This window comes from Klebsiella sp. P1954 (genome assembly GCF_018199955.1).
GTDB classification, from domain to species: domain Bacteria; phylum Pseudomonadota; class Gammaproteobacteria; order Enterobacterales; family Enterobacteriaceae; genus Klebsiella; species Klebsiella pneumoniae.
The window spans coordinates 3248113-3268753 of record NZ_CP073373.1; the positions used below are offsets into that span (position 1 = coordinate 3248113).

General features: G+C 60.6%; 13 protein-coding genes. 9 read left to right on the plus strand and 4 right to left on the minus strand.

All coding sequences use genetic code 11. The features are described 5' to 3' along the window. Positions 1-85: 85 nt before the first annotated feature. The 3 genes from bcsG to bcsE are packed head-to-tail and all read right to left on the minus strand — an operon-like array spanning position 86 to position 3512. Positions 86-1765 (minus strand): cellulose biosynthesis protein BcsG, encoded by a 1680-nt coding sequence (gene bcsG / locus KB890_RS15525; RefSeq protein ID WP_020324193.1) that lies wholly within the window; start codon positions 1763-1765, stop codon positions 86-88. Beyond that, positions 1762-1959 (minus strand): cellulose biosynthesis protein BcsF, encoded by a 198-nt coding sequence (gene bcsF, locus KB890_RS15530; protein WP_002921518.1) that lies wholly within the window; start codon positions 1957-1959, stop codon positions 1762-1764. The genes bcsG and bcsF overlap by 4 nt, the downstream gene beginning before the upstream one ends. Then, positions 1959-3512: a cellulose biosynthesis protein BcsE gene (bcsE, locus tag KB890_RS15535; RefSeq protein ID WP_020324192.1), complete on the minus strand. Its 1554-nt coding sequence runs from the start codon at positions 3510-3512 to the stop codon at positions 1959-1961. The genes bcsF and bcsE overlap by 1 nt, the downstream gene beginning before the upstream one ends. Positions 3513-3680: 168 nt before the next feature. Between bcsE and bcsR the strand changes: the two genes are divergently transcribed. The 9 genes from bcsR (at position 3681) to KB890_RS15580 (ending at position 19568) form a co-directional block, all read left to right on the plus strand. Then, positions 3681-3869, plus strand: a complete 189-nt coding sequence (bcsR, locus tag KB890_RS15540; RefSeq protein WP_002921513.1) for a cellulose biosynthesis protein BcsR — start codon at positions 3681-3683, stop codon at positions 3867-3869. An 11-nt stretch (positions 3870-3880) separates the two neighbouring features. Continuing rightward, positions 3881-4612 carry a cellulose biosynthesis protein BcsQ gene (gene bcsQ, locus KB890_RS15545; RefSeq protein ID WP_002921510.1) on the plus strand — a complete coding sequence of 244 codons (732 nt, stop codon included), beginning with the start codon at positions 3881-3883 and terminating at the stop codon, positions 4610-4612. Then, positions 4609-7227, plus strand: coding sequence for a UDP-forming cellulose synthase catalytic subunit (bcsA, locus tag KB890_RS15550; protein WP_020324209.1), 2619 nt, complete (start codon positions 4609-4611; stop codon positions 7225-7227). The genes bcsQ and bcsA overlap by 4 nt, the downstream gene beginning before the upstream one ends. 10 nt (positions 7228-7237) lie before the next feature. Then, on the plus strand, positions 7238-9583 hold the full coding sequence (gene bcsB, locus KB890_RS15555; protein ID WP_009484214.1) for a cellulose biosynthesis cyclic di-GMP-binding regulatory protein BcsB: 2346 nt from the start codon (positions 7238-7240) through the stop codon (positions 9581-9583). Positions 9584-9586: 3 nt separating this feature from the next. After that, positions 9587-10696: a cellulose synthase complex periplasmic endoglucanase BcsZ gene (gene bcsZ, locus KB890_RS15560; RefSeq protein ID WP_020806023.1), complete on the plus strand. Its 1110-nt coding sequence runs from the start codon at positions 9587-9589 to the stop codon at positions 10694-10696. Continuing rightward, complete coding sequence (bcsC, locus tag KB890_RS15565; protein ID WP_020325150.1) at positions 10678-14157, plus strand: cellulose synthase complex outer membrane protein BcsC; 3480 nt, start codon at positions 10678-10680, stop codon at positions 14155-14157. The genes bcsZ and bcsC overlap by 19 nt, the downstream gene beginning before the upstream one ends. Positions 14158-14399: 242 nt before the next feature. Continuing rightward, on the plus strand, positions 14400-16406 hold the full coding sequence (gene hmsP / locus KB890_RS15570) for a biofilm formation regulator HmsP (protein WP_020325158.1): 2007 nt from the start codon (positions 14400-14402) through the stop codon (positions 16404-16406). 156 nt (positions 16407-16562) lie between these two features. Beyond that, the gene (locus KB890_RS15575) at positions 16563-17849 is read left to right on the plus strand and encodes a dicarboxylate/amino acid:cation symporter (protein WP_002921438.1); all 1287 of its coding nucleotides are present in this window, start codon (positions 16563-16565) and stop codon (positions 17847-17849) included. Positions 17850-18068: 219 nt separating this feature from the next. Next, the gene (locus tag KB890_RS15580; RefSeq protein WP_020806021.1) at positions 18069-19568 is read left to right on the plus strand and encodes a M16 family metallopeptidase; all 1500 of its coding nucleotides are present in this window, start codon (positions 18069-18071) and stop codon (positions 19566-19568) included. 57 nt (positions 19569-19625) lie between these two features. Here the strand turns inward: KB890_RS15580 and KB890_RS15585 are convergent, their stop codons facing one another. After that, positions 19626-20555, minus strand: a complete 930-nt coding sequence (locus KB890_RS15585; RefSeq protein WP_020325155.1) for a 2-dehydro-3-deoxygluconokinase — start codon at positions 20553-20555, stop codon at positions 19626-19628. Positions 20556-20641: the final 86 nt, after the last annotated feature.

Below are 20641 nucleotides of genomic sequence, written 5' to 3' on the forward strand. Positions count from 1 at the left end.
TTCCCCGCCCGTATGCCTGCGGGCTGAGAAGGTAGAATGGGAACGTCTCACGATGTAAGGCCGCCAACATAGGCGGCCTTGTCGCTTATTGCGGATAAGGCACCCAGCTACCGCCATTCAGCTGGACATAAGGCTTGCCCTGATACTGGATGACGATGGCGTTGGCGTTCTCGGACACCGCCGCGCTCTGCGGCAGGTTGGCGACATACTGCTGCCAGTTGACGCTGTCCTCGCTGAACATTTTGCCGTCGAGGGCGCGCACCACCAGCTCCGACACCGCCAGATAACTGCTGGGCTGAACGATGATAATCGGCGCCCCTTCATGCGGCGCCTTCATGCCGAAGAATTTCACCGCCGTCGGGACGTTAGTGATCGACGGGCTTGGAATATCGCGCAGGCCAGATACCTGCATCTTATCGCCCTTCAGCGCGCCGCCGTGTTCCGGCACCACCACCACCATCACTTTCCGCCCCGATTTCTCCAGCTCGGTGAAGAAGTTATCCAGGTCATCAAACAGCTTCTGCGCCCGCACTTTGTAGTCTGCGGTTTTGCTTTGTCCCGGGAAGTGGTTGCCGTCATGCAGCGGCAGGGTGTTATAGAAGGTGGCGTTCCGCGGATTGCTGCTGGCCTCTTCGGTCTTCAGCCAGCGGTTGAGGACCGCCAGATCCTCATACACCGGGGAGCCGTCAAACGCCTGCAGGCTGACCGGCAGGCCGGTCTGGTCCATCAGCGGACTCTGCATACCGCCCAGCGAACGCAGCTCTTTCAGGAAGTCGCCGAACAGACCGTTATGGCCGAGCATCAGCTGCTGGTTGAAGCCGAGCTTTGCCAGGTTTTCAAACAGGTAGCAGTCGGCGCCGGACGGCTGATACAGATTAGTATGCGACAGCTGGCCGCAGCTGGCGCGCAGCAGGCGCACCGCCGCCGGGCCGCTGTAGGAGGTCGCGGAGTTAAAGTTTTTGAAGACAATATCAAAGTGCTTCCATAGCGGATGATCCATCAGACCGGCGGCTTCAATATCCGACCAGGAGAGGGAGCAGATGTTGATCACCAGCAGGTCAAACGGCTGCGCATCCGCCGGCAGCTGGTCCGGGAACGGCGTCTTGCGCTTCTGCTCGGCGGCATAGAAAGCGTTCAGCCAGTTGGTCAGGTTGGCTGAGGTCGGCGGCTCGGTCTGCGGCGGAATATCGCTGTTGGCGGGGCTGGACGCGGCGCCAGCGGCGGCGTTGGCCCCGGTATTGGCCTGTGCGGTCGTGGCGGCGGCCGTGGTGGGCTGACCGGCGGGCCATAGGGTAAAGGCCGGCAGCAGCGGGCTGACCGCCAGCCAGACGATCATTGCCGAGACAAACACGGTGACGCGCAGCCACTGGCTGATAAACAACCATAGCACCAGTAAAACAAAGAAGGCGCCAACCATGCTCCAGTTGATAAAGCGGACAATCAGATCCCAGATATAGCTGGCGCTGAAGCCGGCGATTTGCGACCCCTGGCTAAAAATCGACTCTGGCCCGGGCAGCCAGGTATCGTGCCAGAACAGCGCGAATCCCAGCGGAATAGCGATCCAGTGGCGGATACGGTGTAGCTTTTCGCGCGGGATCGGCACCAGCAGAAAGGCGAGAAATACCAGGTTCAGCATCGGATGGAAATTGAGATACCCGGCCCACAGCAGGGCAAACTTGACCAGAAAGTAGAAGTTCCAGCCGCCAAGGCCGCGCCAGTACTGCCAGAGCGGAAGCGGTGCCGCGGTCGTTTTTTTATTTGTCATTTGTTCGCTTTGCCTTGCTTAACCGTTGTTCCCCGGCGTAATACCCCTGCCGGTTTCACGTAACGGGGTTTAAAGAACATCAGTCTTAACGTCGTGCGGATCCGGCGCTGATAGTGGCGCGTCAGGTAGCCCAGCGGAAAAAACAGCAGGGCGCAGAGCACCACCAGTTGCAGAATATCGGCGAGAGACATCATCAGGCTTGCTCCTCGCGGGTGGTTAACCGGTGTGGTTCGGGGTAGCGTCGCCAGTGGCGTCCATCGTGGGTGGCGTTAATGGTCTCGTTTTTACCGACTGAGAGAGGCAGCGGCGTGTTCCAGCGCGCCGACTCGACGCCGCGCATGATTACGATTTCCGAGAGGATTTGCTTGTCTTCAAACCACACCATACGGTTAGAAAAAATATCGCCGGTCGGCAGCGGGAAAATGTGGTTTAGCGCGGTATCGAGGTCATTGATCCGGCAAAACGACAAAAACAGCACCAGCCGGTTATTGCCGATGGTCATGATGTCGCCCATCCGGTTAGGTTTGCATAACGTCAGCGCCTGTTCAACGCGCAGCCCCGGCGCCGGGCGCAGGGCCACCATCACGCCTTTGCTGTCGGGTGGAAGCAGGGTATTGGTCATCACGTTGTGCACCGCTTCGCAGAAGGCATCCCACTTCTGGTAGCCGCGCAGCTTTAACGGCTGGCTCCAGGTCAGCAGGGTGGCAAAATCTTCCGGGATATGGCGGGAGAACTTTTGGTTCTGTACGCTTTCGATTAGCGTCAGGCAGCGGGAGAGCGATGCGCTGCTGGGGATCACCAGGCTGGCGCCGCTGCTGAGCAGTAGCCGCTCATCGGTCGCGCGCAGGCTCGGGGTTTGTTCACGGACGATGATTTTCAGCGCCGTACCGCGCTGGCGACGCAGGGTATGAATATAGCGGCCCAGCTGTTCAATTTGCGTATTTTGGGTAATGGAGAAGAGGATCGTCGCCGCTTGCGCGGTGCGCCCGGCGTTGAAGACCTCGTCGTTGGTGTCAAACAGCGTCCAGTATTCCGACAGCGGCGGTGCGCCTTCCAGCACGCGCACATGGCTGAGGATCGCTTTTTCGTCGCTGCGCGGCTGCACGCTGGTTTCAGCGTCCTGCGCTAATCGCCAGCCAGCGTCATCATGTTGCACCATCAGCTGCTGTTGGGCGCTGATACCCTTATCGCTTCCCCACCAGGCAATATCAAAGATATGCCGGTCGCCCTGGTAACGAATACTTGCCAGTCCGGAAAGGGAGCGGTACTCACGTAATAAGGGAGTCAACTGCCGATCGATTTCCTGCGCGGAATTGATCGCTAAGAACGCGCAACGGTGATATTGCGCCCAGCGGCTGGTCTTTTCTACCCAGGCGCATAACTTTTCATTATTTATATTTTGCCAGGCATTTTCAGCGCATAGCAGAATAAACAAATAATTGCCAGGTTCGAGGGAGCAGACTAAATCGCGGTGTATTTCCTCCAGCGCCTGCGGGCGATTCGGCAGGGTGAACAGCGCGATATTATCCGGACCGTGAATATGATCTAATGAAATGATATCCTTGGGTTTGTTTCCCATAACCAGCGCGGCAACGTGGCTGTTTTTCGCCTGCGCGGCCAGTGTCTGATTAAACAGGCTGACGGCATCGGCATAACGGTCGACGTTGAGCCACCATACTCCGCCGACCGGCATATGGCACACTTCATCCCATAATGATGAAATACCCAAAGTAAATACATTATCCACGGCATCCCTCGTGCGCCCTGATTGACACTGAATAAGTTTACTAGCGAAACCGACAGAGTAAACCTAACATTGAAATTAAAGGTCATCAGTTTTAGCATGTACACCTGCTTTTAAGGATGAGCTGTATACGTCCTCTGGTTTAATAATAAATTTCGAACGGACAGAGATATGCCAGCAAAAGATCCTGCGGTACCCACGGACGCCACGCTGGGGTACACCTTTCAAAATGATTTTCTGGCGCTTAGCCGGGCATTTTCCCTGCCGGATATTGATTATCATGATATTTCCAGGCGCGAACAGCTGAACGCGGCGCTGAAGCGCTGGCCGCTGCTGGCAGAGTTTGCAGAGAAAAAATAAGGAAGCCGGAGATGGCTATTCTGGGATTACAGGGCGTGCGCGGGGGAACTGGCGTCACGTCCATTACGGCTGCACTCGCCTGGGCCCTGCAATTGCTCGGTGAAAGCGTGCTGGCGATCGACGCCAGCCCGGATAATATGCTGCGCTTTTTCTTTAATACCGATATCCATCATCAGGACGGCTGGGCGCGGGCGCTGCTCGACGGCCGGGACTGGCGTGACGCGGGCTTGCGCTATACGCAGCATATCGATCTACTGCCGTTTGGCCAGCTCAGCGCCGGCGAAAGAGAAAATGTCGACCAGCTGCAGCCCACCCTGGGGGCGATAGCGGAGGCAGTACAGCAGCTACAGGGCCAGTACCGCTGGCTGCTGCTGGATCTGCCGGCGGGTTATTCGCCGTTGACTCGCGAGCTGCTGACGCTTTGCGATCGCTCGCTGGTGGTGGTTCATCCCGACGCCAATAGCCATATCCGTCTACACCAGCAGCCCCTCCCGGCCAACGGCGATATTCTGATTAACGATCTGCGGGTCGGCAGCCAGCTGCAGGAAGATCTCTACCAGCTGTGGCTGGAGAGCCAGCCGCGCATCCTGCCGGTGACGATTCACCGCGATGAGGCGATGGCCGAGTGCCTGGCGGCGAAACAACCTCTCGGGGAGTATCGTCAGGATTCGCTGGCGGCGGAAGAGGTGCTGACCCTGGCGAACTGGTGCCTGATCCACTATTCCGCCGGGAGAGCGGCATGATCCGCCTCAGTACGCTGCTGCTGGCCCCGCCGGTGGGGGAGCGGCTGCGTGCGCGCTATGATGACTATCGGCAGCACGGCGCTTCGTGGCTGTCGGCGTCGCTTGGCTGTCTGTGGGCGTCGCTGGTCTGGGCGCTGATGCCGCTGGAGACGCCGCGCTGGCAGGCGATTCTGGCCCGCCATGAAACCTATTTTCCCCACATAAATCCGCATCGCCCGCGTCCGCTGGATCCGCTGCGCTACCTGCTGCAATCCCTGTGGTTACTGACGACGCGCGTGCCGGAGCCGGAGAAAAAGGTCAACTGGCGTTCGCTGGCGGCGCTGGAAGGGGTGCACGGTCGCTATACGCAGTGGATGGAAAAATTGCCTGAGCAGATGAACGCCCGCACCGGCCATCTGGATAAACAGAAAGAGCTGGCGCACCTCAATCCTAAACTGCGCCGGGCGATCCTTGGGGGGGTGACCTTCTGCTCGCTGGTGCTGGCGCTGATGTGTATTACGCAGCCCTTTAACCCGCTGTCGCAGTTTATCTTCCTGATGCTGCTGTGGGGCGTGGCGCTGCTGGTGCGACGAATCCCGGGCCGTTTCTCGGCGCTGATGCTGATCGTGCTGTCGCTGACGGTGTCGTGCCGCTATATCTGGTGGCGCTATACCTCGACGCTGAACTGGAACGACCCGGTAAGTCTGGTGTGCGGGATCATTCTGCTGTTCGCAGAGACCTACGCCTGGGTGGTGCTGGTGCTGGGCTACTTCCAGGTGGTCTGGCCGCTGAATCGCCAGCCGGTGCCGCTGCCGGAGGACATGGATTTGTGGCCAACCGTGGACATCTTCGTCCCCACCTATAACGAAGATCTCAACGTGGTGAAAAACACCATTTACGCCTCGCAGGGCATCGACTGGCCGAAGGACAAGCTGAACATCTGGATCCTCGACGACGGCGGACGGGAAGCGTTTCGCCAGTTTGCCAAAGATGTTGGGGTGCACTATATCGCCCGTACCAGCCACGAACACGCCAAGGCCGGCAACATCAATAATGCGCTGAAATATGCCAAAGGGGAGTTCGTCTCGATCTTTGACTGCGACCATGTGCCGACGCGCTCGTTTCTGCAGATGACTATGGGCTGGTTTCTGAAAGAGAAAGAGCTGGCGATGATGCAGACCCCGCACCACTTCTTCTCGCCCGATCCCTTTGAGCGCAACCTTGGTCGTTTTCGCAAAACGCCGAACGAAGGGACGCTATTCTACGGCCTGGTGCAGGACGGGAACGACATGTGGGACGCCACCTTCTTCTGCGGCTCCTGCGCCGTTATCCGCCGCGGCCCGCTGGATGAAATTGGCGGGATAGCCGTCGAAACGGTGACCGAAGATGCCCACACCTCGCTGCGTCTGCACCGGCGGGGATATACCTCCGCCTATATGCGTATTCCGCAGGCGGCGGGGCTGGCGACGGAGAGTTTATCCGCGCATATCGGCCAGCGCATCCGCTGGGCGCGCGGGATGGTGCAGATATTCCGCCTCGATAATCCGCTGTTTGGCAAAGGCCTGAAGCTGGTGCAGCGCGTCTGCTACGCCAACGCCATGCTTCACTTTCTCTCCGGTATTCCGCGCCTCATCTTCCTCACGGCGCCGCTGGCCTTTTTGCTGCTCCATGCCTATATCATTTATGCGCCAGCGCTGATGATCGCGCTATTCGTGTTGCCGCACATGATCCACGCCAGCCTGACCAACTCGAAGATTCAGGGCAAATATCGCCATTCGTTCTGGAGTGAAATTTACGAGACGGTGCTGGCCTGGTATATCGCGCCGCCCACTTTTGTGGCGCTGATCAACCCGCATAAAGGCAAGTTCAACGTCACCGCGAAGGGCGGGCTGGTGGAAGAGGAGTATGTCGACTGGGTGATCTCCCGGCCCTATATCTACCTGGTGCTGCTCAATCTGGTCGGCGTCGCGGTGGGGATCTGGCGCTTCATGTACGGCCCGGAAAATGAAATCCTCACCGTCTGGGTGAGTATTGTCTGGGTATTCTACAACCTGATTATTCTTGGCGGCGCGGTGGCGGTCTCGGTTGAAAGCAAGCAGGTTCGCCGTTCGCACCGTGTCGAAATGAGCATGCCGGCGGCTATCGCCCGCGAAGATGGTCACCTGTTCTCCTGCACCGTCCACGACTATTCCGACGGCGGACTGGGGATCAAAATTAACGGCGACGCGCAGGTGCTGGAAGGCCAGAACGCCAGGCTGCTGCTCAAACGGGGACAGCAGGAGTATGCCTTCCCGGTCAGGGTCGCGCGGGTCAACGGCAGCGAAGTGGGGCTCCAGCTGCTGCCGTTAACCAACCAGCAGCATATCGATTTTGTGCAGTGTACGTTTGCCCGCGCTGATACGTGGGCGCTTTGGCAGGATAGCTTCCCGGAAGATAAGCCGATGGAAAGCCTGCTGGATATCCTCAAGCTGGGCTTCCGTGGCTATCGTCACCTGGCGGAGTTTTCGCCGCCGTCGGTGAAGGTGGTTTTCCGCGCGCTCACTTCGCTGGTGGCCTGGATAGCGTCGTTTGTACCCCGACGCCCTGAACGCGCCGCGCCGACGCTCTCCGCAGACCCGGCAATGGCTCAACAATGATGATAATGCGATGAAAAGAAAACTTTCCTGGATGTGTGCAGTAGCGGTGGGCATGTGCAGCTGGTATCCACTGGCCTCTTACGCGGCGCCGGCCGCGGTGGCGAACGCTGCCCCTGGCGTTCAGCCGCAGGCCGCGACCCCGGCTGCGCCGATCGTGGTGGGCGAGCCGACGGCGACCCTCGCCGAACCGACCGCTCCGGCGGCGGTGGCCGAGAACGTGCCGCAGCGGGAGGTGAAGCTGAGCTTTGCCACCATCGCGCCGCCGCCCGGCAGCATCGTGCTGCGCGGCTCACGGCCTGACGCGTCGGTCGAATTCGGCATGCGCAGCGATGAGCTGGTCGCCAACGCGCTGCTCAATCTGGAATACACCCCATCGCCCTCGCTGCTGCCCGTGCAGTCGCAGTTGAAGGTCTATCTTAACGATGAGCTGATGGGCGTCCTGCCCGTCACCAAAGAGCAGCTGGGGAAAAAGATCCGCGCGCAGCTGCCGATTGACCCGCTGTACATCACCGACTTCAACCGCGTACGGCTGGAGTTTGTCGGCCACTACCGCGACGTCTGCGAAAACCCGGCCAGCAGCACGCTGTGGCTGGACGTCGGACGCGAAAGCTATCTGGATCTCACCTACCAGTCGCTGAAGGTAAATAACGATCTGTCACACTTCCCGGTGCCGTTCTACGATCCGCGCGATAACCGCCCGCTGAAGCTGCCGATGATTTTCCCGGGCTCGCCAGCGGTCACCCAGCAGCAGGCGGCGGCGATAGTCGCCTCCTGGTTCGGCAGCAAGGCCGGCTGGCGCGGCCAGCAGTTCCCGGTCTATTTCAATGAACTGCCGGATCGTAACGCCATTGTCTTCGCCACCAACGACAAGCGTCCGGACTTCCTGCGCGATCATCCGCCGGTCAAGGCGCCGACCATCGAAATGATCGACAACCCGAACGATCCCTACGTCAAGCTGCTGGTGATTTTCGGCCGCGATGATAACGACCTGCTGCTGGCGGCGAAGGGGATTGCTCAGGGCAATATTCTGTTCCGCGGCAGCAGCGTCACCGTGGACGGCATCAAAACCCTGCAGCCGCGTCAGCCTTACGACGCGCCGAACTGGGTGCGCACCGACCGTTCGGTTACCTTTGCTGAGCTGAAAACCTATGAGCAACAGCTGCAGTCCAGCGGCCTGGTGCCGGATGCCATCACCGTGGCGCTTAACCTGCCGCCGGATCTCTATCTGCTGCGGGCCAACGGCATCGATATGGATCTGAAATACCGCTACACCATGCCGCCGGTGAAGGACAGCTCGCGGATGGATATCAGCCTCAACGACCAGTTCCTGCAGTCGTTCAGCCTTAACAGCTCCCAGGACGTGAACAAACTGATCCTGCGCCTGCCGGTGCTGCAGGGGCTGCTGGACGGCAAATCGGAGGTCACCATCCCCGCGCTGCGTCTTGGGGCGGTCAACCAGCTGCGCTTTGACTTCCAGTATATGAACCCGATGCCCGGCGGCTCCATCGACAACTGTATTACCTTCCAGCCGGTGCAGAACCACGTGGTGATCGGCGACGATTCGACCATCGACTTCTCGAAGTATTATCACTTTATCGCCTTGCCGGACCTGCGCGTCTTCGCCAATGCGGGCTTCCCTTACAGCCGTATGGCGGACCTTTCCGACACGCTGGTGGTGGTGCCGAAGGCGCCGACCCAGGGCCAGGTGGCGACGCTGCTGCAGGCGCTGGGGGGCATCGGTTCGCAGACCGGTCTGGCGGCGATTAATCTGCAAATGACCGACGATGGCAACCAGATCAAGAACAAAGATGCGGATCTGCTGCTGATCGGCGCGATCCCGTCGTCGCTCAAGGACGACACCAAAATCAACCTGCTGGTCGAGGCGACCAAAAGCTGGGTGAAAATGCCGATGCGCCACTATGACCTGGCGAGCATTTATCCCGACGATGAGGCCCGCACGCCCAATACCCGCACCGACATTACCTCTTCCGGGCCGATGGCGGCGGTGATTGGCTTCCAGTCGCCGTATAACGATCAGCGCAGCGTGGTGGCCCTGCTGGCCGACAGCCCGCGCGGAAATGAACTGCTGACCAACGCCCTCAACGACAGCGGTAAGCGGGCAGCGATGTTTGGCTCGGTGGCGGTGATCCGCGAATCCGGCGTCAACAGCCTGCGGGTGGGGGATATTTACTACGTGGGTCATCTGCCCTGGTTCGAGCGCATCTGGTTCGCGCTGTCTAACCACCCGATACTGCTGGCGATCTTCGCCGCCATCAGCATTGTGCTGCTGGCATGGGTGCTGTGGCGCATGCTGCGCATCATCAGCCGCCGCCGTCTTAGCCTGGATGATGAGTAAACCATGATGAAAGTACTTTGTGGCGCGGTGCTCTCGGCGCTGCTGCTGGCGGCGGGCCAGGTGGGCGCCGCCTGCCAGTGGCCCGCCTGGGAGCAGTTTAAACAAGCGTACGTCAGCCCCGAGGGACGGGTGATTGACCCCAGCGATGCGCGCAAAATCTCCACCTCCGAAGGGCAGAGCTATGGCCTGTTTTTCGCCCTGGCGGCCAACGATCGCGCGGGGTTCGACAAACTGCTGACCTGGACGCAGAACAACCTGGCGGAAGGCGATCTGAAACAACATTTGCCGGGCTGGCTGTGGGGCAAAAAGGACGATGAGCAGTGGACCCTGCTGGACAGCAACTCGGCGTCCGACTCGGATCTGTGGATAGCCTGGGCGCTGCTGGAGGCGGGGCGCCTGTGGCAACAGCCGCAGTACACCGAGACCGGAAAAGCCCTGCTGGCGCGGATTGTCGCTGAAGAGACGGTGGCGGTGCCGGGCCTCGGCACGATGCTGCTGCCGGGAAAAGTCGGTTTTGCCGATGACAGCGGCTGGCGGTTTAACCCCAGCTATCTTCCGCCGCAGCTGGCCACCTACTTTGTGCGTTTTGGCGCGCCGTGGCCCGCTCTGCGCGATAGTAACCTGCGCCTGCTGCTGGAGACCGCGCCGAAAGGCTTTACCCCGGACTGGGTGCGCTATGAGAAAGGGAAAGGCTGGCAGCTGAAAACCGAAAAGCCGCCGATCGGCAGCTATGACGCGATTCGCGTCTACCTGTGGGTGGGCATGCTCCATGATGGCGATAAGCAGAAAGCGCGTCTGCTGCAACGCTTCACGCCGATGGCGGCGCAGACCACGAAGCAGGGGATACCCCCGGAGAAAGTGAATATCGCCACCGGCAAAACCAGCGGTCAGGGGCCAGTGGGCTTCTCCGCGGCAATGCTGCCGTTTTTACAGGACGACGAGGCCCGGTCGGTGCAACGCCAGCGCGTCGCCGATAACTATCCCGGCGCGGATGCCTACTACAGCGCAGTTCTGACGCTGTTCGGCCAGGGTTGGGATCAACACCGTTTTCGTTTCACGGCGAGTGGCGAATTACAACCTGACTGGAACCAGGAATGCGCAAGCTCACACTAAGTTTACTCACGCTGTCCCTCGGCGTTGCGCTGCTGCCGTTAGCGCAGGCGGCGACGACGCCTGCCCAGGAGCATCTGCTGGAGCAGGTCCGCCTCGGCGAGGCCAGCAATCGTGAAGACCTGGTGCGCCAGTCGCTGTACCGTCTGGAGCTGATTGATCCCAACAACCCGGAGCTGATTGCCGCGCGGATGCGCTATCTGCTGCGTCAGGGGGATGCCGCCGGGGCGCAAAAAGAGCTGGAACGACTGACGAAGCTGGCGCCGGACTCCCCGGAGCTGAAGGCGTCGCGCAATGAGATGAAAAGCAACACCGGCGAGGGCCGCCAGGCGCTGCAGCAGGCGCGACTGCTGGGCGTGGCCGGGAAGGTCGATGAAGCCATCGCCGCCTATGAAAAACTGTACGGCGGGGTGCCGGATGACGTTGACGTCGCCATTGAATACTGGACGCTGGTGGCGCGCCTGCCGGCCCGCCATAGCGAAGGCGTCAGCCAGTTGAAAAAACTGAACGCCAGCGCGCCGGGCAACGTCAGCCTGCTGACTTCGCTGGCGAAGCAGATGTTCGCCGATAACAAACCGCAGGAGGGGTTCGCCTATCTGGCGGAGATGGCCCGATCGGCCTCGGGACGCGGTATCGCCGCCGATATGTGGTTCAGTGAGGTGAAAAGCATGCCGGTGAGCAAGGCCAGCGTGCAGGCGTTGCAGCAATTTCTTCTGCAGTTTCCCACCGGCTCGGTGGCGGCGAACGCCCGCGTTCTGCTCGACCAACAGCAGGCGCAGCTGCAGGATCCGACTTTCCGCGCCCGCTCGGAAGGGCTGGCGGCGGTCAGGTCCGGGAATACCACGCAGGCGGTCGCGGATCTGCAGAAAGCCGTTCAGGCCGACAGCCGCGACAGCGACGCGGTGGGCGCTCTCGGCCAGGCCTATTCCCAGCGCGGCGACCGCGCGCGGGCAGTGGCGCAGCTCAGTAAAGCGATTGCCATGGACCCTGACAGCCCGAACCGCGGCAAGTGGGACAGCCTGCTGCAAACTAACCGCTACTGGCTGCTGATAAAGCAGGGGGATAACGCCCTGAAAGCCGGCCAGCTTTCGCAGGCGCAGAACTATTATGCCCAGGCGCAGCGGGTCGATCGCACCGACAGCTATGCCGTGCTGGGGCTGGGGGATGTCGCGGCGGCGCGCAAAGAGGCGGCGGCGGCGGAGCGCTATTATCAGCAGGCGTTGCGCCTGGATCGCGGCAATAACCTGGCGGTGCGCGGCCTGGCCAACCTCTATCGCGCCGAATCGCCGGAGAAAGCCAGCGCCTGGATCGCCGGCCTCCCCCCCGCTCAGCGGCGCAGTATCGATGATATTGAGCGCAGCCTGACTAACGACCGGCTGGAGAAACAGGCGCAGGCTCTGGAGAGCCAGGGCAACTGGGCGCAGGCGGCGGAAGTTCAGCGTCGGCGCCTGGCGCTGGATCCGGACAGCGTCTGGATAACCTACCGTTTGGCGCGGGATCTGGTCAGCGCCGGCGAACGCCAGGAGGCCGACGCGCTGATGCGGACGATGGTCAACCGCCAGCCGCAGGACGCCGAACGGGTCTACGCCTCGGGACTCTACCTGTCGGGGAACGACCAGGACGATCTGGCTCTGGCGCAAATCGCCGCTCTGCCGCGCAGCGCGTGGACGGATAACATTCGTGAACTCGAAGCGCGCCTGCAAAGCGACCGGGTGCTGCGCCAGGCCAACCAGCTGCGCGACAGCGGCGACGAAGCGCAGGCGATCGCCCTCATCAAACGGCAGCCCGCCTCGGTGCGCTATGATCTGACGCTGGCCGACTGGGCGCAGCAGCGCGGCGACAGCCAGACGGCGATTGCCGACTATCAGCGGGTGCTGCGTCAGGAGGCCGACAACGGCGATGCGCGCCTCGGCCTTGCGGAAGTCTACCTGGCGGAGGGCGATAAACCGGCCGCCCGGGCGCAGGTCATGCAGCTGAAAGGCGCAGAGACCGAATCCATGAACATGCAGCGGCGGGTGGCGCTGGCGCGAGCTGGCCTTGGCGATACCGCTGACGCGCAACGGATTTTTAATCAGATTGTGCCGCAGGCGAAGGCGCAGCCGCCCTCGATGGAGAGCGCGCTGGTGCTGCGCGATGCCGCGCGCTTTGCCACCCAGAGCGGGGCGCCGCAGCAGGCGCTGACGCACTACCGGGAAGCGATGGTGGCCTCCGGCATTACCCCCGCGCAGCCGCAGGATAACGATACTTTTACGCGGCTGACGCGCAACGACAGCCATGATGACTGGCTGAAGCGTGGGATCCGCAGCGATGCCGCCGACCTTTATCGGCAGCAGGATCTGAACGTCACCCTGGAACATGACTTCTGGGGTTCCAGCGGCACCGGCGGCTATTCCGACCTGAAGGCGCATACCACCATGCTGCAGGTGGATGCTCCGCTGGCGGATGGCCGGATGTTCTTCCGCACCGACCTGGTCAATATGGATGCCGGCAGCTTTTCCACCCACAGCGACGGGAGCTACTCGCCCAGCTGGGGCACCTGCGGGGAGATCGCCTGTACCAGCGGCAGTAAAAATCAGACCGACAGCGGGGCCAGCGTGGCGGTCGGCTGGAAGAATGACACCTGGAGCGGGGATATCGGCACCACGCCGATGGGCTTCAATGTCGTCGATGTGGTGGGGGGGCTGAGCTACAGCAGCGACGTCGGGCCGGTGGGGTACACGGTCAACGTCCACCGGCGGCCTATCTCCAGCTCGCTGCTCTCCTTTGGCGGGCAGAAGGACAGCAGCAGCCATACCGGCGCCACCTGGGGCGGCGTCCGCGCCGACGGCGGCGGCCTGAGCCTGAGCTACGATCGCGGGGATGCTCACGGCATCTGGTCCTCGCTGGGCGCCGACTCGCTGACCGGTAAAAACGTGGCGGATAACTGGCGCGTGCGCTGGATGACCGGGTACTACTACAAGGTCATCAACGAGAATAATCGTCGCGTCACCGTCGGCCTCAACAATATGATCTGGCACTACGACAAAGATCTCAGCGGCTACACCCTCGGCCAGGGCGGCTATTACAGCCCACAGGAGTATCTCTCGTTCGCCGTGCCGGTGACCTGGCGTCAGCGCACCGAGAACTGGTCCTGGGAGCTCGGCGGGTCGGTGTCATGGTCCCATTCGCGCACCCAGACGCAAGCCCGCTATCCGCTGCTGAACCTGATCCCGTCCGACTACCGGCAGCGCGCCAGCGAGCTGACGGAGGAGGGAAGCAGCAGCCATGGATTCGGTTACACCGCCAGAGCGCTAGTGGAGCGGCGGGTGACCAGCAACTGGTTCGTCGGCGCCGCGGTCGATATTCAGCAGGCGAAGGATTACACCCCGAGCCATGCGCTGCTTTACGTCCGCTACTCGGCGGCCGGCTGGCAGGGGGATCTGGATATGCCGCCCCAGCCGCTGGTGCCCTACGCCGACTGGTAGCAGAATAGGCTGAATTACGTTACAGAGCGCCACTCCGCGACGCGCTTCGCGTATACTCGTGAGGCGTTGCCCACCGTTGGCCGTCGGGGATGTATCCCGGCGTCCGCGCCACCGCGCGGAAATATCCCGTCACTTCATCCCTCGCGGGCGTGGGCGAAGGATTTAAGTATATAATCAGCCTGAAACGACCGGGATTGAAGGATTGATACCGGGTATGTATTCAGTATCAGTGGAGAACACCGTTGCGCGTCAGCCGTTCACTTACAATCAAACAGATGGCGATGGTCGCGAGCGTGTCCATGGCCTTTGTATTGGTTTTTTGCACTATTTTGCTGTTTCACTTTGTGCAACAGAGTCGCTTTACCACGGCCACGCAGTTAGAAAGTATCGCGCGATCCGTTCGCGAACCGCTGTCTGCGGCTATTCTGAAAGCCGATATTCCGGAAGCGGAAGCCATTTTAAGCCGTATCCAGCCTGCTGGCATCGTCAGCCGGGCGGATGTGGTATTGCCGAACCAGTTCCAGGCGCTGCGGATGCGATTTATCCCCGAGCGGCCGGTGCCGGTAACCGTCACCCGGCTGTTTGAACTGCCGGTGCAGATTTCGCTGCCCATTTATTCGCTGGAGCGGCCGGCCAACCCGCAGCCGCTGGCCTATCTGGTGCTGCAGGCCGACTCCTATCGCATGTATAAATTCGTCATGAGCGCCCTTGCTACGTTAGTGACTGCTTACTTACTTCTGGTGCTGATGCTGACGGTGGCGCTCACCTGGTGCATCAACCGGCTGATGGTTCGCCCTCTGCGGCGTATCGCCCGCGAGCTGAACGATCTCTCCCAGCAGGAGCGTCTTGGCCATCAGCTGACCCTCCCGCGCCTGCACCATGACGACGAGATCGGTATGCTGGTGCGTAGCTATAACCGCAACCAGCAGAGCCTGGTCCGCCAGCATGATGAGCTGTCCATCCAGTCGACCCGCTTCCCGGTCTCCGAGCTGCCGAATAAAGCCTTTTTGCTGGCGATGCTGGAGCAGACGGTGGCCCGCCCGCAGAGCGCCGCGCTGATCGTCGTCGCCTGTGAAACCCTGCAGGACGCTGCCGGGGTCCTCAAGGAGAGTCAGCGCGAAATGCTGCTCCTGACGCTGGTGGAGAAGCTGCGGGCCGCGATCCCGCCGCAGATGGTGCTGGCTCAGGTGAGCGGGTATGACTTCGCGATTCTCGCCGATGGCCTCGCCGAACCGTGGCAGGCGGTAACGTTAAGTAAGCAAGTGCTCACTATTATTAATGAGCGTTTACCGCTGCATGGGCTGCAGCTGCGCCCCTACGCCAGCGTCGGGATAGCCATGTTCCACGCCGGGCTCAGCGCCGAGCAGTTTTACCGGCGCGCGGTGTCGGCCGCCGTCACTGCACGACGTAAAGGCAAAAACCAGATCGAGTTCTTCGATCCCGAGCAGATGGAAAAGGCTCAGCGCCGCCTGATGGAAGAGCACGACATTATGACCGCGCTCGATAACCAGCAGTTCGCGATCTGGCTGCAGCCGCAGGTGGCCTGCGCCAGCGGCGAGATCTGCGGCGCCGAGGTACTGCTGCGCCAGCGGCAGGCGGATGGCAGCTGGTCGCTACCGCCGTCGCTGATTGAGCGCATTGAGTCCTGCGGGCTGATTATCCCGGTCGGCTACTGGGTGATGGAAGAGGCCTGCCGCCAGCTGGCGGCCTGGCAAAGCCAGGGGATTATGCTGCCGCTGTCGGTCAATGTTTCCCTGCTCCAGCTGCTGGAACACGACCGCGGCGAGGAGATGCTAAAGCTGATCGCCCGCTACCGCATCGCCCCGGGCACCCTCATCCTCGAGGTGACGGAGAGCTGCCGGATGGACGATCCGCAGGATGTGATGGCGCGGTTGCGACCGCTGCGCGAGGCCGGGGTACAGATTGCGCTGGATGATTTTGGCATGGGTTATGCCGGGTTGCACCAGCTGCAGCAGATGAAAGCTCTGCCGGTGGATATTCTGAAAATCGATAAAGTATTCATCGATATGCTGCCGGAGGATGTCAGCATGGTGCCGGCGATGATCCAGCTCGCGCGCGGCCTGTCGCTGCGTATCGTGGCGGAAGGGGTGGAGAACGACGCCCAGCGCCGCTGGTTGCAAGCCGCCGGCGTCGAGGTGCTCCAGGGCCATCTGTTCGGTTGCGCTTTGCCGCAGGAGGCATTCAGCGCGCGCTATCTCTCCCCGGCCCGGGAGGATGCAAATTTGTAAATGTTTTGTTGACTTGTGCGAGTCAGCTCAAAGATTTTAACAATTGCGTTGCACTTTCGGCGTTAGTTATTTCTGAAATGTTTCCAGGGTGTTATTTTTAAGCCACAGACGTCAAATATCCCTTCTTGCTCTGTGGTTATTCCCAAAGGACACCCTATGAAAACCTCTATCTTTAAAAGCCTCTATGTCCAGGTGCTGACGGCCATAGCGATCGGTATTCTGCTGGGCCATTTTTACCCGGAACTGGGCGCGCAAATGAAACCCTTTGGCGACGCCTTCGTTAAGCTGATTAAAATGGTGATTGCTCCGGTTATCTTCTGTACCGTCGTGACGGGGATCGCCGGGATGGAAAGCATGAAAGCCGTTGGCCGTACCGGGGCGGTGGCGTTGCTCTATTTCGAAGTTGTCAGCACCATCGCGCTGATTATCGGTCTGATTATCGTCAACGTGGTGCAGCCGGGCGCCGGGATGAACGTCGACCCGTCGACGCTCGATGCGAAAGCGGTGGCGGTGTACGCTGAGCAGGCTAAAGATCAAGGGGTCGTGGCCTTTTTACTGGATGTGATCCCGGGCAGCGTCATTGGCGCCTTCGCCAGCGGCAACATTCTGCAGGTTCTGCTGTTCGCCGTCCTGTTTGGTTTTGCCCTGCACCGTCTGGGCAGCAAGGGCCAGCTGATTTTCAACGTCATTGAAAGCTTCTCCCAGGTTATCTTCGGCATTATCAATATGATCATGCGCCTGGCGCCGATCGGCGCCTTCGGAGCCATGGCCTTTACCATCGGTAAATATGGCGTCGGCACCCTGGTGCAGCTGGGGCAGCTGATTATCTGCTTCTATATCACTTGTATCCTGTTCGTGGTGGTGGTGCTGGGGAGCATCGCCCGGGCCACCGGCTTCAGCATCTTCAAATTTATCCGCTATATCCGGGAAGAGCTGCTGATTGTGCTGGGGACCTCCTCATCAGAATCGGCGCTGCCGAGAATGCTCGACAAGATGGAGAAGCTGGGCTGCCGCAAATCGGTGGTGGGCCTGGTGATCCCGACCGGCTATTCGTTCAACCTCGATGGCACCTCTATCTATCTGACGATGGCCGCAGTCTTTATCGCCCAGGCGACCAACAGCCATATGGATATTTTCCATCAGATCACCCTGCTGGTGGTGCTGCTGCTCTCCTCGAAAGGGGCGGCAGGGGTGACCGGCAGCGGCTTCATCGTGCTGGCGGCGACCATCTCGGCCGTCGGGCATTTACCGGTGGCTGGCCTGGCGCTGATCCTCGGTATCGACCGCTTTATGTCCGAAGCCCGCGCGCTGACTAACCTGGTGGGTAACGGCGTTGCCACGGTGGTGGTGGCGAAATGGGTGAAAGAACTGGATGCCAAACAGATGGATGACGTTCTGAATAACCGTGTTCCGGCGAACAAAACGCACGAATTATCCTCTTAAATCCTCCTCTTAGGCCCGTACTCCCTTGCTGGAGTACGGCCTCCTGCGCATAATTAGAGGTCATTCCCGCCCGGCGGGAATGACACGAAATGATTATTTTACGTTGTCATGCGACATTTTCGTCTCCGTGTGGTCTAACCGACGTATTTCACTCTCACTTTTTTCGGCAGCCCGTCAGTGGGGTGCTGTTGTAACCAGGAATGTTCATCAGGGGTTCACATGCAGGGCACAACAATTAAACTCTTAACGGGCGGTTTGCTGATGGTAGCGGCGGCCGGTTATGTGCAGGCAGAAGCGCTCCAGCCTGATCCGGCCTGGCAACAAGGGACCTTAGCGAATGGTTTGTCGTGGCAGGTATTGGCCACGCCGCAACGTCCCAGCGACCGTATCGAAGTCCGTTTGTCCGTCAATATTGGCTCGCTGAGCGAAAGCACTCAGCAGAGCGGTTTCAGCCGCTTTATTCCCCGCCTGGCGTTGACGCAAAGCGGCAGCCTGCCGACGATGCAGGCGCGCTCTTTATGGCAGCAGAGTATTGACCCGAAGCGTCCTCTGCCGCCGGCCATCGTCTCCTACGATTACACGATGTTTAATCTCAGCCTGCCCAATAACCGCAACGATCTGTTGAAAGAGGCGCTGAGCTGGCTGGCGGACGCCAGCGGTAAACTGGCCATTACGCCTGAATCGATCAATCATGCGCTGCAGGGCAGCGACATGGTGGCGACCTGGCCACTGGATACCAAAGAGGGTTGGTGGCGCTATCGCCTGAAAGGGTCCACCATGCTGGGCCATGACCCCGCCGCGCCGCTGAAGCAGCCGATCGACGTGGCGCAGCTGAAAGACTTTTATCAAAAATGGTACACCCCCGACGCCATGACGCTGATCGTGGTGGGGAATGTCGACAGCCGCAGCGTTGCCGAGCAAATCAATAAGACCTTTGGCGATCTGAAGGGCAAGCGGGAAACCCCCGCAGCGGTGCCGACCTTATCGCCGCTGCCTACCGTGCCGGTCAGCATCATGACCAACGCGGTGCGTCAGGACAAACTGTCCATCATGTGGGATGCGCCATGGCAGCCGATCCGCGACTCCGCGGCGCTGCAGCGCTACTGGCGTGACGATCTCGCCCGTGAAGCGCTGTTCTGGCACGTGCAGCAGAGCCTGAGCAAAAATAACGTGAAGGATATTGGCCTTGGCTTTGACTGCCGGGTGCTATATCAGCGCGCGCAGTGCGCCATCAACATCGATTCACCGGGCGAGCGCCTGAACAACAACCTGAGCGTGGTTTCGCGCGAGCTGGCGAAAGTGCGGGACAACGGCCTGCCGCAGGAGGAGTTTGACGCGCTTATCGCTCAGAAAAGCCTCGAGCTGCAGAAGCTGTTTGCCACCTATGCGCGCACTGACACCGACATTCTGATGAGCCAGCGCATGCGCTCCCTGCAGAATCAGGTGGTGGACATCGCGCCGGAGCAGTACCAGAAGCTGCGTCAGGAGTTCCTCAACTCCCTGACGGTGGACATGCTGAACCAGTATCTGCGCCAGCAGCTCTCGCAGGACATGGCGCTGGTGCTGCAACAGCCGAAGGGCGAACCGGAATACAATATGAAGGAACTGCAGGCCACCTGGGAAAAACTGATGGCGCCGAATCCGGCGGCCACGGCGGCTAGCGGCAGCGCCGATACGGTTGACGCCCACAGCGAGGCCAGCGACATCCCGCCGGGGTAGTAACCTAACGCCTCTCCGGCGCGCCAGCGGCGGCCGGAGAGCGCTTTGTGCGGAGAATTACTGCGGCATCGCTTCCCGCGGGATGATCGCCCCGCGATACTGGATCACCGTGCTGGCGGTCAGGTGTCCGCGTCTGGCGGCGGATTCGGCATCGCCGCCGGTCAGGCGAACGGCCAGGTAGCCAGCGCTGAAGGAGTCTCCGGCGGCGGTGGTATCCACCACCTTCTCTTTGGCCAGCCTGACGGCCGGCACTTCCCGCAGCGGTTGCCCGCTAACCGAGACCAGGCAGGCATCCGCGCCGCGCTTCACCACCACCTCTTCCACGCCGGCGGCGTGGGTGCGGGCGATCACCTCAGCAACCGGTTTTTCTCCCCACAGCGCGTCTTCATCATCGAGGGTCAGAAACGCGATATCGGTGCAGGCGAGCATCTCCTGATAGACCTGCTGCGTTTCCGCCTGGCTGGCCCACAGGCGCGGACGATAGTTGTTGTCGAAGATCACCTTGCCGCCGTTGGCGCGGCACTCACGCAGCAGCGTGAACAGCTTGTCGCGGCTGGCCGGGCTGAGAATGGCGAGACTGATGCCGCTCAGATAGAGATAGTCGAAAGTGGCCAGCTCTTCGCAAATCGCCGCCGCGCGATCGCTCTCCAGCCAAAACTTTGCCGCCGCCTCGTTGCGCCAGTAGTAGAAGGTACGCTCGCCGGTATCATCGGTTTCAATGTAATACAGCCCCGGCAGGCGGTCGGCCATCCGCTGGATAAGATCGGTGTTGAGGTTTTCCTGTTGCCAGCTGTCGAGCATCTGCTGGCTGAACGCATCGGTTCCCAGGGCGGTGACGTAGTGGACGCTCAATGCGCTGGCATCCGTCTGCCGCGCGATATAGACCGAGGTGTTTAAGGTATCGCCGCCAAAGCCGCGGTTAACGGCCCCGTTTTTCTCTGACAGCTCAATCATGCATTCGCCAATAACGGCAATTTTTTTAGACATAGCCAGAACCTGCAATGGAATCGATATAAGCGCTAGTGTGCGCTGCGCTGTTTTGCTGGTCAATCATATTAAAACATCGTTCCATT

Bases quoted from the DNA above. Each gene is read 5' to 3' on its own strand.
- KB890_RS15585 (WP_020325155.1), bottom strand. From the start codon at position 20,555: ATGTCTAAAAAAATTGCCGTTATTGGCGAATGCATGATTGAGCTGTCA.
- bcsR (WP_002921513.1), top strand. From the start codon at position 3,681: ATGCCAGCAAAAGATCCTGCGGTACCCACGGACGCCACGCTGGGGTAC.
- bcsG (WP_020324193.1), bottom strand. From the start codon at position 1,765: ATGACAAATAAAAAAACGACCGCGGCACCGCTTCCGCTCTGGCAGTAC.
- bcsC (WP_020325150.1), top strand. From the start codon at position 10,678: ATGCGCAAGCTCACACTAAGTTTACTCACGCTGTCCCTCGGCGTTGCG.
- KB890_RS15575 (WP_002921438.1), top strand. From the start codon at position 16,563: ATGAAAACCTCTATCTTTAAAAGCCTCTATGTCCAGGTGCTGACGGCC.
- bcsB (WP_009484214.1), top strand. From the start codon at position 7,238: ATGAAAAGAAAACTTTCCTGGATGTGTGCAGTAGCGGTGGGCATGTGC.
- bcsF (WP_002921518.1), bottom strand. From the start codon at position 1,959: ATGATGTCTCTCGCCGATATTCTGCAACTGGTGGTGCTCTGCGCCCTG.
- KB890_RS15580 (WP_020806021.1), top strand. From the start codon at position 18,069: ATGCAGGGCACAACAATTAAACTCTTAACGGGCGGTTTGCTGATGGTA.
- bcsZ (WP_020806023.1), top strand. From the start codon at position 9,587: ATGATGAAAGTACTTTGTGGCGCGGTGCTCTCGGCGCTGCTGCTGGCG.
- bcsQ (WP_002921510.1), top strand. From the start codon at position 3,881: ATGGCTATTCTGGGATTACAGGGCGTGCGCGGGGGAACTGGCGTCACG.
- bcsA (WP_020324209.1), top strand. From the start codon at position 4,609: ATGATCCGCCTCAGTACGCTGCTGCTGGCCCCGCCGGTGGGGGAGCGG.